The following is a 14,900-nucleotide window of genomic DNA, read 5'->3' as shown; positions in this document are numbered from 1 at the left end:
GACGGCGTCATGATGGGAGCATCGACCGATCGACGCGGAAGGCCCGGCCATGCCCATGCTGCTCAATCCCTACTTCTCGTTCCGGGACACGGCAGAGGAGGCGATGACCTTCTACCGCTCGGTGTTCGGCGGGGAGCTGTCGGTCAGCCGGTTCAGCGAGTACGGGGCCAGCGACGACCCGGCGGAGCAGGACAAGGTGATGCACTCGATGCTCACCACCGGGACCGGCATGGTCCTGATGGCCGCCGACACCCCGAACAGCATGGACCTGGCCGTCGGCGAGAACGTCTCGGTCTCCGTGAGCGGGGACGACGAGTCCGTGATGCGCGGCTGGTGGGAGGCACTGGGCGCGGGCGGGACCGTCACGATGCCGCTCGAGGAGGCCCCCTGGGGCGGTCTGTTCGGGATGTGCACCGACCGGTTCGGCATCCACTGGATGTTCAGCGTCGGCGACGCCGGCTCCTGACGCGCCCCGCGCCGCCCGACCCGAGAAGGAGCGTCCCATGCGCATCACCCACACCAGCGTCTTCGTCGACGACCAGCAGCAGGCGCTGCTGTTCTACACCGGCAAGCTCGGCTTCATGGTCAAGCACGACGTCCCCGCCGGCGGCGCCCGCTGGCTCACCCTGGTCTCGCCCCAGGCGCCCGAGGGCGTCGAGCTGGTGCTCGAGCCCTCCGAGCACCCCGCCGTGGGGCCGTTCAAGGCCGCGCTCGTGGCCGACGGCATCCCTTTCACGAGCTTCGGGGTCAAGGACGTGCGGGCGGAGTACGAGCGGCTGCGCGAGCGCGGCGTGCACTTCGTCCGGGAGCCCACGGTCTCGGGCCCGTACACCACCGCGGTGCTCGACGACACCTGCGGCAACCTCATCCAGATCGCGAGCCCCCACCCCGGGTGAGACCCGTCCGGCGGGGATCAGTCCCGGGCCCGGAGCTGCTCGGCGAGCGGCCGGTAGTGCCCGGACATCGCGGGGTGGTAGTCCCGGGCGAAGTCGACGGCGTCCGGGTCCCCGCCGGTCTCGGCGGCCACGAGCCGGTCCAGGTAGTACTCCCAGCCGGGCCCGACCGACTCCACCTCGTCGGGGTCCGGGTACCGGTGGGTGAGCCGCAGGACGGTGGTGCCGTTCTCGTCCTGGAGGTCGAGGTCCACGCGCCAGGCGTCGGCCGCCGTGCCCAGGGTGAGCGCCAGGTGCCGGGGCGGGTCGCAGCGGCGGATCAGCAGGGGCTCGGGCTCGTCCAGGTCCTCGACCGTCAGCAGCACCTCGACGCGCCCGGTGGCCGGGTCACCGCTCCACGTCCCGTACCACCGGGCCAGCCGGGCGGGGTCCGTCACCGCGGCCCAGACCTCCTCGACGGGGGCGCGGAACGTGCGGGTGAGGACGAGGTGACCGCCGGGGTCGAGGCGTCCGGTGGGCTGTGGGGTCATGGTGGCTCCTCGCTCGGCTCCGCACCGCGCGGAGGTGCTCCTGGCCGAGGCGCGATCGGCCTCGTGCCGTGGAGTCCATGATTAGCACCCCCGGAGGGCGGACGGCGTCACATTGCGGACGGTTTCACGCCGCCGCGGGCTCCGGTGGCGGCAGGGACGGCGGCGGGGCGGTCACCCGGGAGGGCGCCCGCCCCGCCGTCGTCGGGGGCCGTGGGCCTAGCGGCGACCGGCCTTCGCCAGGAAGTCGTCGGCGCCGCCGACGAGCTCGACGTGCCCGGTGGGGACGTCCGCGGTGACCATGCGGGCGATCTCCTCGGCGAACTCCTGCACGGAGTAGAGCTTGCCGGCGGCCTCGCGGCGCTCCTCGAGCGCCCCCGGACGGGCCCGGTTGAGCAGGGTCGCGGTCACGGTGCCCTCGATCATGTCGCCGGAGACCACCACGAACGTGATGCCCTTCCCGGTCAGCTCCGGGATGCGGGCGGTGAGGGCGTCCTCACCCGCGCGCTTGGACTTGGCGACCTCCACGTACTCCGGCATGGTCTCGACGTCGTTGATGAAGTGCGCCTGGTGGCTGGTCACGAAGACCACGCGCCCGCCCTCGGGCAGGTGCTCCAGCGCGGCGCTGAGGGTGTCGTTCTGCGCGTCCCGGTTGAGCTTGAGCGCGTAGTCCTCACCGAGGTCCGTCTCCATGCCGCCGGAGGCGTTGAGCACGAGCACGTCCACCCCGCCGAAGGCCTCCACGGCGCGGGCGAACAGGTTGCGGACGTCCTCGGGCTCGGTCAAGTCCGCCTGGACGGCGATGGCCTTCCCGCCGGCCGCCTCGATCTCCTTGACGACCTTGTTGGCGCGGGGCGCCTTCTGCCGGTAGTTGACGACCACGTTGGCGCCCTCCCCGGCCAGCAGCTTCGCGGTGTCGGCGCCGACGCCGCGCGAGGACCCGGTGACGACGGCGGTCTTGCCTGCAAGTGAACTCATGGTGCTCCTTCGGTGGAACGTGCGGGGATCAGGGGGCGGCGGGGCTCAGTGGCCCATGCCGAGGCCGCCGTCCACGGGGATGACGGCGCCGGAGATGTACTTCGCCTCGTCGGAGGCGATCCAGCGCACGACGGCGGCGACCTCCTCCGGCTCGGCGAACCGGCCGGCCGGGATCGAGGCGAGGTAGTTCTTCTGGGTGTCCTCCGGCAGCGCCGCGGTCATCTCCGTGTTGATGAACCCGGGGGCGACGACGTTGGCGGTCACGTTGCGCCCGCCCAGCTCCCGGGTGATCGACCGGGCGATGCCGACCAGACCGGCCTTGGACGCGGCGTAGTTGACCTGCCCGGGCGAGCCGTAGAGCCCGACCACGGAGGAGATGAGGACCACGCGCCCGCGCTTGAGGCGCATGAATCCCTTGGCGGCGCGCTGCACCACGCGGAACGCGCCGGTGAGGTTGGTGTCCACGACGTCCTGGAAGTCCTGCTCCTTCATCCGCAGCAGCAGGGTGTCCCGGGTGATCCCGGCGTTGGCCACGACGACCTCGACCGGGCCGAACTCGGCCTCGACGGCCTTGTACGCGGCGTCGATCGACGCGGAGTCGGTGACGTCGGCCTGCACCGCGAAGAAGCCCTCGGGCGCCTCGCCGGAGCGGTAGGTGACGGCCACGTTGTCCCCGGCGTCCTGGAACGCCTGGGCGATGGCCCGTCCGATCCCGCGGTTGCCGCCGGTCACGAGGACGGTGCGGGGGGCCGGGCTGCGCTGCTCGTCTGCCATGGGGAGGGGGCCTTTCGGTCGTGGGTCGCGGGTGCGCGGCACGCCGGTCGGCGCCGGCCCGCGGGGAAATCCCCCCAATCGTACCGGTCGCCGCGGGCGACCGGACGGCAGCCCCGGAGGACCGCCTTCTCGATGTCGGACCCCGGTGAGATACTTGATCGTCTGTTGGGAGGACCATGAGCAAGCGCTATCTCACGACCGGCGAGGCCGCCGGCCAGGACGACGTCCACTCCATCACCGCCACCGCGGAGCCGCACACGCAGGACATGGGCCACCGGATGAAGGTCTACAGCATCCAGATGGGCCTGCGCATCGTGTGCCTCATCGTGTTCGTCGCGGTCGACAACATCTGGATGCGCGGCGTCGCGATCCTGGGCGTGGCCGTGCTGCCGTGGATGGCGGTGCTGCTGGCCAACAGCAACGACCGCTCCGCCCGGACGAGCCAGTACTACGAGCCGCCCGCCGCGCCGGCGCTGGCCGCCGCCCCCGAGCCGCGGCCGCCGGCCCCGCCCCTGGCGATCGACTTCGTGCTCGAGGGCGAGTTCGTCGCCGGGCACCGCGAGGACGACTCCGTCCCGGACGGCCGCGGGAGCACGACCGCTCCCAGCGGGGACCCGGCTTCCTCCGCTACTGTCGAGGACGACACCACCCGGCGCCGCGGAGCGGCCTGAGCCCGCCGCGGGCCGTACCGGGATCCGCCGAAGACCCTGAGGAGCACGACCGCCGTGGAGTTCGACCTGCTCGGATCGCTGTCCCCGCGAGGCGCCGACGCTCCCCCGGCCGGGCCCGACACCCCGCAGTGCTCCCGCAAGGGCTGCCGCGCGGACGCCGCGTGGCAGATCCGCTGGAACAACCCGCGCATCCACGCCCCGGAGCGCCGCAAGACGTGGCTGGCGTGCCCCGAGCACCGCGGCGACCTCGAGCAGTTCCTCGGCGCGCGCGGCTTCTGGAAGGACACCGTCCCCCTCGCCGACGCCGGCCCCGCGCAGGAGCCCCGGGGATGAACGACTACCGTTTCCTGCTCAGCGGCAAGTGGCTCGGCTTCTTCCTTCTCGCCTGCGCCGCCGCCGTGGTCTCGGTGTACCTGGGCGGCTGGCAGATGGACCGCAACGACCACCTGGTCGGCGAGAACGCCAAGATCACGCAGAACTACCGCGCCGAGCCCCTGACCGGTGCGGCCGCCGCCGAGCAGTTCGCCGTCCACGACGAGCGCCTCACCTGGCACCCCGTCGAGCTCACGGGCGAGTACCTGCCCGAGGACCAGGTGCTGGTCCGCAACAGGCCGCAGGACGGACGCGTCGGCTACGAGGTGCTCGTCCCGTTCCGCACGCAGGACGGGGACGTCGTGGTCCTCGACCGCGGCTGGATCCCCACGGGTGAGGCGGCCAACGGGATGCCGGACGAGGTGCCGGCCCCGCCCGCCGGCCGGGTGACGGTCACCGCCCGGCTCCAGCCCGGGGAGCCGGCCGTCAGCCGCGGCGCCCCCGCGGGCCAGATCGCCTCGATCGACCTCGAGGAGCTGCGCGAGCGCTGGGACCGGCCGATCGGGACGGCGGCCTACGGCGAGGTCTTCGCCGAGGACCCGGCCCCCGCGGCGGCCCCCGCGCCGGCTCCGGAGCCGGAGATCGACTCCGGGCCGCACCTGTCCTACTCGTTGCAGTGGTACGCGTTCGCGGCGCTGTTCTTCGTGGCCTGGGGCTACGCCGCCCGGCAGCAGGCCCGCAACGACGCCTGGGACCGCCAGTTCGCCCAGGAGATGGAGCGCCGGCTCGCACGGTTCTACGACGAAGACGGCAACTACATCGGCGAGGGCGACGAGGAGCTCGTCGTCCGCCAGCTCGAGATGGCCGACGACATGCCGGCCCACCTCAAGTCGCTCATGCGCCCCCGGCCGCAGCGCCGGCGCTCCGGCCCCACGTGGGAGGACGAGGAGGACGCGATGCTGGACGCCCTGGAGCGCGAGCACACCTCCGCCGCCCGCGACTGACGTCGCAAGGGGCGCCCGCCGTCAGGCGAGGGAGATGAGGTCCTGGTACTCCTGGCTCCACAGGTCCTCGGTGCCGTCGGGCAGGATCACCACGCGCTCGGGGTCCAGCGCCTCGACCGCGCCCTCGTCGTGGGAGACGAGCACGACCGCGCCCTCGTAGGTGCGCAGCGCGTTGAGGATCTCCCGGCGGGAGGCCGGGTCCAGGTTGTTGGTCGGCTCGTCGAGCAGCAGCACGTTGGCGGAGGAGGCCACGAGGGTCGCCAGCGCCAGGCGGGTCTTCTCGCCGCCGGAGAGCACCCCGGCCGGCTTGGACACGTCGTCGCCCTGGAACAGGAACGAGCCCAGGACGTTGCGGACCTCCGTGTCGGCGAGGTCCGGGGCGGCGGAGCGCATGTTCTCCAGCACCGTCCGGTCCGGGTCCAGGGTGTCGTGCTCCTGGGCGAAGTAGCCGAGCTTGAGGCCGTGCCCCGGGACCACCTCACCGGTGTCCGGCTGGGCCTCGCCCGCCAGCATCCGCAGCAGCGTGGTCTTGCCGGCGCCGTTGAACCCGAGGATGACCACCCGGGAGCCCCGGTCGATGGCCAGGTCCACGTCGTTGAAGATCTCGAGCGAGCCGTAGGACTTGGACAGGTCCCGGGCGGTCAGCGGGGTCTTGCCGCAGTCGGCGGGCTTCGGGAAGCGGATGTTCGCGACCTTGTCCGCCTGGCGCTCGCCCTCGAGGCCGTTCATGAGCCGCTCGGCGCGCTTGATCATCTGCTGGGCGGCCACGGCCTTGCTGGCCTTGGCGCGCATCTTGTTGGCCTGGTCCATCAGCGCGGTGGCCTTCTTCTCCGCGTTGGCGTACTCGCGCTTGCGGCGGTGGGCGTCCTGCTCGCGCTGCAGCAGGTAGTTCTTCCAGCCCATGTTGTACAGGTCGATGACGCAGCGGTTGGCGTCCAGGTACAGGACCTTGTTGACCACCATCTCCATCAGCTCCACGTCGTGGCTGATCACCAGCAGCCCGCCCTGGAAGTTCTTCAGGAAGTCCCGCAGCCACACCACGGAGTCGGCGTCCAGGTGGTTGGTGGGCTCGTCGAGGAGCATGATGTCGGCGTCCGAGAACAGGATGCGGGCCAGCTCCACGCGACGGCGCTGCCCGCCGGAGAGGGTGCGCAGCGGCTGGTCGAGGATCCGCTCGGGCAGGTCCAGGTTGGACGTGATCGTCGCGGCCTCGGACTCCGCGGCGTAGCCGCCGCCGGCGAGGAACTCCGACTCGAGCCGGTCGTAGCCGCGCATGGCCTTGCTGCGCACGGCGTCGTCCTCGGAGGCCATGTCCTGCTCCGCCTGGCGCAGGCGGGCGACGACGCCCGCGAGGTTGCGGGCGGAGAGGATGCGGTCCCGGGCCAGCTGCTCCATGTCCTCGACCTTGGGGTCCTGCGGGAGGTAGCCGATGGCCCCGGTGCGCGTGACCGTCCCGCCCGCGGGCAGGGTCTCCCCGGCGAGGACCTTGGTCATCGTGGTCTTGCCGGCGCCGTTGCGCCCGACCAGGCCGATCTTGTCCCCCTTGTCCACCCGGAAGTTGACCTCGTCCATGAGCAGCCGCGCACCGGCACGCAGTTCGAGGTTCTGGACAGTGATCACGGAGGAGACCTTTCGGGAGGCAGTGGTGAGGAGTGGGTGCCCTGACCGGGCAACCTGTCCATTCTACCGGTCCCCGTTCCGCGGCGGCACCCCGCGCAGCGGGCCGGGTCCGCGTTCTTGCTCACGTGCCGGACGGGCGCCTTCTCCGGGGCATCTTCTGCGCGGCCCGGGCCCGGAGGCTGACACATTCGCCCGACACAATCGCCCGACTCCGGGCGGACTCTTCTCGGCGGGGCCGTCGCTGGGTAGTGTCCGACGTCAACTGGTCAGTCTCCTTCCAGTATTTCTCATCGTCGGAAGCGGGCAGCATGCGACAGGACGTCCAGCAGTGGTTCACCACCCGCAGCTACCACGGCAGCCAGTGGTCCGCCGAGCAGCTCTGCCGCCGGAAGCGCGGCAGCACGGTCAGCGTGGTGCTCCCGGCCCGCAACGAGGCCGAGACCGTGGGCGCGATCGTCACCGCGCTGCGGCGCACGCTCATGGAGGACGTGGCGCTGATCGACGAGCTCGTCGTCATCGACTCCGACTCGACGGACGGCACGGGGGCGGTCGCCGCGGCGGCCGGGGCCCGGGTCCACCGGCAGGCCGACATCCTGCCCGCCCACGGCAACGTCCCCGGCAAGGGCGAGGCGCTGTGGAAGTCCCTGGCCGTGACCACCGGGGACGTGCTCGCGTTCGTGGACTCGGACCTGCGGGAGTTCGACCCGCAGTTCGCCGTGGGGCTGCTGGGGCCGCTGCTGACCGAGCCGGGGGTGCAGTTCGTCAAGAGCTGCTACGACCGCCCGCTGCACGACGGCGCCACGGTGATGCCGGCGGGCGGTGGGCGCGTCACCGAGCTCGTGGCCCGCCCGCTGCTGAACCTGTTCTGGCCGCAGCTGGCGGGGCTGGTCCAGCCGCTGGCCGGGGAGTACGCGGGACGCCGGAGCCTGCTCGAACGGGTGCCGTTCGTCTCCGGGTACGGGGTGGAGATCGCGATGCTCATCGACGTGCTGGAGGCCGTGGGCCTGGACGCGATGGCGCAGGTGGACCTGGGTGTCCGGTCCCACCGGAACTCCTCCGACGCCGCCCTGGCCCGCATGGCCGCCCAGATCCAGCTGACGGTCCAGGCGCGGCTGCGCTGCGACTCCCCCGTCGCCGACGAGAGCGGGCGCCTCACGCAGTTCCTGCGCCAGGGGGAGCGCTTCCTCGCCGAGGTCCATGACGTCAGCGTCCGCGAGCGCCCGCCCATGGTGCAGGTGCCCGAGTACCGGGCGCAGCCGGCCGGCCGCGTCGCATGAGCGCGCTGCGGGTGCTCGTCAACGCGGGCCCCTGGCTGCCCGTGCCCCCGTCCGGCTACGGCGGGATCGAGACGGTGGTCGCCACCCTGGTGCCGGAGCTCCGGCGCGCCGGCGTGCACGTCACGCTCGCCACGGTGGGCCCCAGCACGCTCGAGGCCGACGACCACCTGCGCCCCCTGCCCGAGCCCGCGTTCCGCTCCATCGCGATGCCCTACAACCGGGTCTCGGGCATCGCCCACGCGCACATGCAGGGCCTCGTGGACGCGCTGCGGGGACCGCGGCGGTGGGACCTCGTGCACGACCACCTGGAGGTCGTGGGACCGTCCGTGCTGGGCGCGATGGGCACGGCGGCCCCACCGGTGCTGCAGACCCTGCACTGGGACCTGCGCAAGCACCCCGAGTTCTACTCGGCGTTCGACGGACGGGGCCGGGTCCGGTTCGCGGCGGTCTCCGCGTCCCAGCTCGAGCGGGCGCCGGCCAACCTGCGGCGGCAGACGCTGGGGGTGGTGCCGCTGGCCGCGCCCCCGGGGCTGCCCGTGGACGCGCCCCGGGGCGAGCACGCGCTGGTGCTGGCCCGGATCACCGCCGACAAGGGCCAGGACACCGCCGCCCGCGTCTGCCGGCGGGCGGGGATCCCGCTGGTGCTGGCCGGGCCCGTGGCCGGCATCGACGACCCCGAGGAGCTGGAGCGGCGCCTCGCCGACGGCGACGAGGCGCTGCGCTCCCACCCCGACGTCCGGTACTGGCTCGAGGCGGTCCGGCCCCTGGTCGACGGGACGTCGGTGGCCTGGGTGGGCGGGGTGGCGGGCGAGCGCAAGGAGCGCCTGCTGCGCTCGGCCCGCGCCCTGCTGACGCCCAACCGCTGGGCCGAACCCGGGGCCACCGGTGTCGTCGAGGCGCTGTCCCGGGGGGTGCCCGTCGTGGGGACCCCCCTGGGGGTGCTGCCCTCCCTGGTGGAGCACGGCCGCACCGGGTTCCTGGCCGCGGCGGAGGACGACCTGGTCGAGCACCTGCGGGACCTGGACAGCATCGACCCGCAGACCTGCCGGGACGCCGCCGAGCAGTGGACGCCGGCGGGCATGGCCCGGCGCTACCTGGACCTGTACCACCGGCTCCTGGAGGAGAACCCGACATGACGCTGCGCATCACCCTGGTCGGGGCGGGATCCGTGGCCCGTCGCCACGTCGACGTGCTGCACGGACTCGGCGGGGCGCGCGTGGTCGGGGTGACGGACGCGCACCTGCCCGCCGCCACCGCCCTGGCCGCTGAACTCGACGTCCCCGCGTTCACCGACCCCGCGCAGGCCCTCGACGCCGTGGCGGCCGACGCCGTCTACGTCTGCGTGCCGCCGTTCGCCCACGGGCCCGCCGAGCTCGCCGCGCTGGAGCGCGGCAAGGCGCTGTTCGTGGAGAAGCCCGTGGGACTGGGCCTGGACGTCGCCGAGCAGATCGGCGCCCGGGTCGAGGAGAGCGGGGTGGTCACGGGCACCGGCTACCACTGGCGCTGCCTCGACACCGCCGTGCTGGCCCGGGAGCTCCTCGCCGAGGCGCCCCCGCTGCTGGCCAACGGCTACTGGCTGGACAAGCGACCGCCCGTGCCGTGGTGGGGGCGGACGGACCGCTCGGGCGGCCAGGTCGTGGAGCAGCTCACCCACGTGCTGGACACCGCCCGCTTCCTGCTGGGCGAGGCCGTCGAGGTGTACGCCGCAGGGATCCGCAGGGCCCCGGACGGGGCCCCGCAGGACTACGGCGACGTCGACGACGCCACCGCCGCGACCGTGCGCTTCCGCTCCGGGGCCGTCGCCACGCTCGCCGCGACGTCGGCGCTCGCGGTCAAGCACCGCGCCGCCCTGCACACCGTGAGCCGCGGGCTCTACCTGGAACTCTCGGAGCAGGGCCTCACCGCCTACGGCGCGCGGGACCGCTCCGAGCACACCCCCGCCGAGGACCCGAGGGTGACCGTCGACCGGGAGTTCCTCGAGGCGGTGCGCGGCGAGCGCGAGTCCACCCGCGCACCCTACGGCGAGGCGCTGCGCACCCACCGGCTCGCGTGCGCGATCGCCGACTCGGCGCGCACCGGGCGGCCCGTCGCCCTGGCGGACCCGGACCGCGTGGGACCGGACCGCGCAGGACCGGCGGGTGAGCCGTGAGAGCGCGCCGCAACCTCGTCGTCCCCGCCCGGCACCGGATCGAGATCGTGGAGGAGGAGCTGCCCGCGGTCCCGGACGGCGGCGTGCTGCTGGAGACCCTCGCCACAGGGCTGTCCGCGGGCACGGAGCTGGCCTTCGTCAAGGGAGACCACCCGGGGCTGCACTCCCGGCACGACACCGAGCTCGGGCTGTTCCGGCCCGGTGCCGCGGAGCAGGGCTACCCGGTGCGCCGCCTGGGCTACATGGAGGTCGCCCGGGTGGCGAGCTCCCGCACGCCGGCGTTCCGGGCCGGCGACGTGCTCGCCACGGCCTACGGCCACGCCACCGCCCACGTCGCCGACCCGCTCACCGAGCACCTGGTGCCGCTGCCGGAGACGCTGGACCCCCTGCTCGGCGTGTTCGTCGCCCACTTCGGCCCCATCTGCGCCAACGGGCTGCTGCACGCCGCGGCGGACGCGGGACCGGTCCGCGGGCTCGGCGACGGGGTCGCCGGGCGGCTCGTGCTGGTCACGGGCGCGGGCCCGGTGGGTCTCATGACGGCCCTGTTCGCCCGCGCCCTCGGCGCGCGCGAGGTCGCCGTCGCCGACGCCGACCCTCGACGGCGGGCGCTCGCCGAGCGGCTGGGCTTCTTCCCCCTGGACCTCGCCGACGACCCCGGCCGGGTGCTCAAGACCCGCTGGCGGCACGGGCCCGGCGACCACGGCGCGGACCTCGTGTTCCAGTGCCGCGGCAAGCCCGAGGCCCTGCACGCGGCGCTGCGCGCGGTCCGGCCGCAGGGCAGCGTCATCGACCTGGCGTTCTACACCGCGGGCGCGGACGCGGTGCGGCTGGGCGAGGAGTTCCACCACAACGGGCTGAGCCTGCGCTGCGCACAGATCGGCCGGGTCCCCCGTGGTCTCGCCCACACCTGGGACCGGCAGCGGCTGTCCGCGGAGACCATCCGCCTGCTGGCCGCCCACGGCGGCGAGATCCGCGAGCACCTGATCAGCGACGTCGTGCCCTTCGACGAGGCTCCCGCGCTGATGCAGGACGTGGTCGTGCGGCGCCGGCACGTGCTCACCGCGGTCTTCGTCGTCGACGACCCCCGCTGAGCCCTCCGGCCCACGCGCGCGGGCACCGTTGGACAGCCCTCCACAGTCGCCTTAGTGTTGGCTCGATCGCCGTCGTCCCGTCCGCGGTGCCCGTCTTCCCTTCGCCACCCACGCCCCGAGGAGCGCCCGCATGGGAAATCCCCCACGCCCCGAGCAGCACAGCACGTCGTCCGGAGGCTCGAGTGCGGCGCCGCTGCACGCCGAGCGCGTCCTCGGCGGTCAGGCCGACCCCGGCACCAGCGCGGCCCCCGCCACGGGCCCCGGGGTCGAGCCCGCCGGCTTCGAGGAGGCCACCCAGGCCCTCGCCCCCGCCGTCAGCCCCTGGGCGGACTCCCTCGGCCGGGCCGGTTCCCGCGCCGCCCAGACCCTGCTCGTCGCCGCCGTGGTGGTCGGGCTGATCTGGATCCTGCTGCAGGTCAAGGTCGTGCTCATCGCCGTGCTCGTCGCGCTCATCCTGGCCTCCGCCGTGGGACCGGTCGTGAAGTGGCTCGAGCGCAGGGGCTGGTCCAACCTGCTGGCCACCCTCGCCGCCTTCCTCGGGATCCTGGCACTTGTCGGCGGGGTGCTCACCGGCATCGTGCTCGCCGTGCGCAGCGAGTGGGACACGCTCACCGCCTCGGCGGTGGAGGGCTGGGAGGAGCTGCAGCGCCTCGTGCAGTCCGGACCGATCCCCGTCGACACGGCCGCCATCGACTCCGCCGTCCAGCAGGCCGGGGACTTCGTCACCAGCGGCTCCTTCGCGGGCGGCGCCCTCAGCGGCCTGGGCGCCGCCACCGAGTTCGTGACCGGCCTGGTGCTGATGATCGTGGTGCTCTTCTTCTGCCTCAAGGACGGCGAGAAGATGTGGAACTTCACGCTGCGCTGGTTCCGCGGCGAGCGCCGGGCCAAGCTCGCGGAGTCCGTGGACCGCAGCGCGCAGGTGCTCGGCGGCTACGTCCGCGGAACGGCGTTCGTGGCGGCGGTGGACGCCGTGCTCATCGGGGGCGCGCTGCTCGTCCTGGGCGTCCCCCTGGCGATCCCCCTCGCGGTCCTCGTGTTCGTCACCGCGTTCATCCCGGTGGTCGGCGCCACCATCGCGGGCATCATCGCCGCCCTGGTCGCCCTGGTCACCAACGGGCCGGTCATCGCCCTCGCGGTGGTCGTCGTGATCGTCGCGGTGAACCAGATCGAGGGCAACATCCTGCAGCCCATCATCATGGGCCGCACCCTCAGCCTGCACGCCCTCATGGTGCTGCTCGCCCTGACCGTCGGCACGTTGGTCGGCGGCATCTTCGGCGCCATCCTGGCCGTGCCGTACACCGCCGTGGCGTGGGCCGTCATCCAGGTCTGGTCCAACCGCTACCAGGTCGGCGACGACCCGGTGCTCGGCCCGGACCCGGTGAACCCGAAGGACCGCGTCGAGGCCAAGGCCACCATGGCCGAGCGCTGGAAGTACCAGCGGATGCGCTACCAGCAGGCCCTGGGCGGACGCTTCGGGGCCACGGAGCGCGACGCCGTCCGGCAGCGCGACGACGCCGACGGCGCGGGGCCCGCGCAGGACGAGGACACCGGTTCCGCCCCGGGGGCCCGCAAGCCCTAGTCTGGGTGCCATGACCAACGTCGAGCGCCGCCGCACCATCACCGCCGAGGACCTCGCGAACATCGCCGTGTTCGCCGCCCTCACGGCCGCCCTGTCCGTGCTCCCCGGGATCCCCCTGGGCGCGGCGGGGGTGCCGCTGACCCTGCAGACCCTCGCCGTGTTCCTGACCGGCCTGGTCCTGGGCGGCACCCGCGGGCTCCTGGCCGTGGCGTTGTACGTCCTGGTGGGCCTGATCGGCGTGCCGGTGTTCGCGGGCTTCCGCGGCGGCTTCGGCGTGCTCGCCGGGCCCTCGGCGGGCTACATCCTGGCCTTCCCGTTCGCCGCGGCCGCGGCCGGCTACGTGGCCCAGTGGCTGATCCCGGCCCGCCGGGCCAACGACGGCGGCGCCACCAACGCCCGCTACGAGCGCACCGGCACCTACACCCTGCGGCTGGTGGCCGCGGCCCTGGCCGGTTTCGTGGTGATCCGGATCGGCGGCATCCTCGGCCTGGTGGTCAACGGGCGCCTGCCCTTCCAGGACGCGTTCCTCGCCGACCTCGTGTTCTGGCCCGGCGACCTGCTCAAGGTGGTGCTCGCGGCGGTCATCGCCGTGGGCGTGCACAAGGCGTTCCCCCGGATCGCGGGCACGCGCTGAGCCGTGCCCGGATCCCCCGGGGCCGCGGCCCTCGTGTGCTCCCGCGTGACCGTCACGGTGCCCACCGCCTCGGGTGAGCTGACCCTGCTGCGCGACCTCGACGTGAGCCTGGGCGAGCGGCGGGTGGCCGTGCTCGGGCTCAACGGATCCGGGAAGTCCACGCTCCTGCGGCTGTTCAACGGCCTCGTCCGCCCGTCCTCGGGCTCGGTCACGGTGCACGGCACCGACGTGACCCGGGACGTGCGCGCGGCCCGGCGTCGGGTGGGCTTCGTGTTCACCGACCCGCTCTCCCAGCTGGTGATGCCGACCCCGGTCGAGGACGTCGAGCTGTCCCTGCGCGGGGCCGGCGTGCCCCGGGCCCGACGACGGACCGCCGCCCTCGAGCTGCTCGAGCGCGCGGGCATCGGCCACCGGGCCGAGCACAGCATCTACGACCTCTCCGGTGGGGAGCGCCAGTTGGCGGCGTTCGCCGCGGTGCTGGCCGTGGAGCCCGAGGTGCTCGTCCTCGACGAGCCCACCACCCTCCTCGACCTGCGCAACCGGGGGCGGCTCATGGGGCTGCTCGACGGGCTCCCGCACCAGCTGCTGATCTCCACGCACGACCTCGGCCTGGCCGCGACCGCCCCGCGCGTCCTGGTCCTGCACGAGGGCGCCCTGGTCGCGGACGGTCCGCCCGAGGAGGTCGTCCCCGCCTACGAACGGTGGTGCGCGCACGGCTTCCCCGGGGAGGCGCGCCCGTGAGCCGGGGCCCGGACCTCTTCGGCAGCTACTCCCCCGGCACCGGCCCCCTGCACCGCGCCCCGCTCCGGGTCAAGGGGCTCGGCATCGTCGCCGTGACCCTGGCCGTGGTGCTCTCGCCCTCGTGGCCGGTCCCCGCCGCGCTCACTCTGCTCCTGCTCGTCGCGGGCTCCGCCGCGGGCATCGGCGCTTGCGAATGGTGGCGGGGACTCGCCCCCGCCCTGCCCGTGCTGGTCCTGCTGGCCGTCTACCACGTCCTGACCTCGGGACCGGCCATGGCCGCCGACGTGGTGCTGACGATCGTCGTCCTCCTCGTGCTCACCCGGGTCCTGATGCACACCACGCCCCTGCCGGAGCTCCTCGACGGCGTCGTGTGGCTGTGCTCGCCGGTGCGGCTGGTCGGGGCGGACCCCGAGCGCATCGGCCTGGCGATCTCCCTGATGCTGCGCTCGATCCCCTTCATCGTGGGCGCCGTGGGCGAGCTCCGGGACGCCGTGCGAGCCCGTGGGCTGCGCCCGAACCTCGTGCGACTGGTGACCCCGGCGGTGATCTCCGCCGTCGCCTACGCCCAGCGGACCGGTGAGGCCCTCGCCGCCCGCGGCTTCGACTGAGCGCCGGCACCCGCGCCACCATCAGACGGCTTACACTTCAGC

General features: G+C 73.7%; 17 protein-coding genes. 13 read left to right on the top strand and 4 right to left on the bottom strand.

What is annotated here, in order from left to right; translation table 11 throughout:
* Positions 1-49 precede the first annotated feature (49 nt).
* Both CRM73_RS01555 and CRM73_RS01550 read left to right on the top strand, forming a co-directional pair.
* Complete coding sequence (locus CRM73_RS01555) at positions 50-466, top strand: VOC family protein (RefSeq protein WP_035923955.1); 417 nt, start codon at positions 50-52, stop codon at positions 464-466.
* 37 nt (positions 467-503) lie between these two features.
* Entirely contained in the window at positions 504-896 is a 393-nt protein-coding gene (locus CRM73_RS01550; protein ID WP_109222747.1) for a VOC family protein, read from the top strand.
* Positions 897-913: 17 nt separating this feature from the next.
* On the opposite strand, the gene CRM73_RS01545 is transcribed toward CRM73_RS01550, so the two are convergent.
* The 3 genes from CRM73_RS01545 to CRM73_RS01535 form a co-directional block, all read right to left on the bottom strand.
* Entirely contained in the window at positions 914-1,423 is a 510-nt protein-coding gene (locus CRM73_RS01545) for an SRPBCC family protein (protein WP_017834360.1), read from the bottom strand.
* A 216-nt stretch (positions 1,424-1,639) separates the two neighbouring features.
* A complete protein-coding gene (locus CRM73_RS01540; protein ID WP_229586549.1) occupies positions 1,640-2,398 on the bottom strand; it encodes an SDR family oxidoreductase in 759 nt (252 codons plus the stop codon).
* A gap of 45 nt (positions 2,399-2,443) precedes the next feature.
* Positions 2,444-3,172, bottom strand: a complete 729-nt coding sequence (locus CRM73_RS01535) for a beta-ketoacyl-ACP reductase (protein WP_017834285.1) — start codon at positions 3,170-3,172, stop codon at positions 2,444-2,446.
* 176 nt (positions 3,173-3,348) lie between these two features.
* Here CRM73_RS01535 and CRM73_RS01530 point away from each other — a divergent pair, with 176 nt between their 5' ends.
* Genes CRM73_RS01530 through CRM73_RS01520 form a run of 3 tightly spaced genes read left to right on the top strand, consistent with a single transcriptional unit; the run spans position 3,349 to position 5,159 of the window.
* The gene (locus tag CRM73_RS01530) at positions 3,349-3,843 is read left to right on the top strand and encodes a DUF3099 domain-containing protein (protein ID WP_109222748.1); all 495 of its coding nucleotides are present in this window, start codon (positions 3,349-3,351) and stop codon (positions 3,841-3,843) included.
* A 54-nt stretch (positions 3,844-3,897) separates the two neighbouring features.
* Positions 3,898-4,176: a hypothetical protein gene (locus CRM73_RS01525; RefSeq protein ID WP_109222749.1), complete on the top strand. Its 279-nt coding sequence runs from the start codon at positions 3,898-3,900 to the stop codon at positions 4,174-4,176.
* Positions 4,173-5,159, top strand: a complete 987-nt coding sequence (locus CRM73_RS01520) for an SURF1 family protein (protein WP_126346334.1) — start codon at positions 4,173-4,175, stop codon at positions 5,157-5,159. Before CRM73_RS01525 ends, CRM73_RS01520 begins: the two co-directional genes overlap by 4 nt.
* 21 nt (positions 5,160-5,180) lie before the next feature.
* Here CRM73_RS01520 and abc-f read toward each other — a convergent pair whose 3' ends face one another.
* On the bottom strand, positions 5,181-6,779 hold the full coding sequence (gene abc-f, locus CRM73_RS01515; protein ID WP_017834289.1) for a ribosomal protection-like ABC-F family protein: 1,599 nt from the start codon (positions 6,777-6,779) through the stop codon (positions 5,181-5,183).
* A gap of 308 nt (positions 6,780-7,087) precedes the next feature.
* Here abc-f and CRM73_RS01510 point away from each other — a divergent pair, with 308 nt between their 5' ends.
* From CRM73_RS01510 to CRM73_RS01475, 8 genes are all read left to right on the top strand, one after another.
* Positions 7,088-8,056 carry a glucosyl-3-phosphoglycerate synthase gene (locus tag CRM73_RS01510; RefSeq protein WP_017834290.1) on the top strand — a complete coding sequence of 323 codons (969 nt, stop codon included), beginning with the start codon at positions 7,088-7,090 and terminating at the stop codon, positions 8,054-8,056.
* Positions 8,053-9,192, top strand: a complete 1,140-nt coding sequence (locus tag CRM73_RS01505; RefSeq protein ID WP_031283427.1) for a glycosyltransferase — start codon at positions 8,053-8,055, stop codon at positions 9,190-9,192. The genes CRM73_RS01510 and CRM73_RS01505 overlap by 4 nt, the downstream gene beginning before the upstream one ends.
* Entirely contained in the window at positions 9,189-10,205 is a 1,017-nt protein-coding gene (locus tag CRM73_RS01500; protein WP_109243965.1) for a Gfo/Idh/MocA family protein, read from the top strand. The genes CRM73_RS01505 and CRM73_RS01500 overlap by 4 nt, the downstream gene beginning before the upstream one ends.
* Positions 10,202-11,296: a zinc-binding alcohol dehydrogenase gene (locus CRM73_RS19840; RefSeq protein WP_095651525.1), complete on the top strand. Its 1,095-nt coding sequence runs from the start codon at positions 10,202-10,204 to the stop codon at positions 11,294-11,296. The genes CRM73_RS01500 and CRM73_RS19840 overlap by 4 nt, the downstream gene beginning before the upstream one ends.
* Before the next feature lie 130 nt (positions 11,297-11,426).
* A complete protein-coding gene (locus tag CRM73_RS01490; protein ID WP_035923960.1) occupies positions 11,427-12,875 on the top strand; it encodes an AI-2E family transporter in 1,449 nt (482 codons plus the stop codon).
* 10 nt (positions 12,876-12,885) lie between these two features.
* Positions 12,886-13,509 carry a biotin transporter BioY gene (locus tag CRM73_RS01485; protein ID WP_229586548.1) on the top strand — a complete coding sequence of 208 codons (624 nt, stop codon included), beginning with the start codon at positions 12,886-12,888 and terminating at the stop codon, positions 13,507-13,509.
* A 3-nt stretch (positions 13,510-13,512) separates the two neighbouring features.
* Positions 13,513-14,250 (top strand): ABC transporter ATP-binding protein, encoded by a 738-nt coding sequence (locus tag CRM73_RS01480; RefSeq protein ID WP_229586547.1) that lies wholly within the window; start codon positions 13,513-13,515, stop codon positions 14,248-14,250.
* The gene (locus CRM73_RS01475; RefSeq protein ID WP_229586546.1) at positions 14,247-14,858 is read left to right on the top strand and encodes an energy-coupling factor transporter transmembrane protein EcfT; all 612 of its coding nucleotides are present in this window, start codon (positions 14,247-14,249) and stop codon (positions 14,856-14,858) included. The genes CRM73_RS01480 and CRM73_RS01475 overlap by 4 nt, the downstream gene beginning before the upstream one ends.
* Positions 14,859-14,900: the final 42 nt, after the last annotated feature.

The sequence above is a fragment of the Kocuria sp. CCUG 69068 genome (genome assembly GCF_020833785.1).
GTDB classification, from domain to species: Bacteria; Actinomycetota; Actinomycetes; order Actinomycetales; family Micrococcaceae; genus Kocuria; species Kocuria rosea.
The sequence above is the reverse complement of the archived record's forward strand: the minus strand, read 5'-3'. Positions and strand labels throughout refer to the sequence as shown.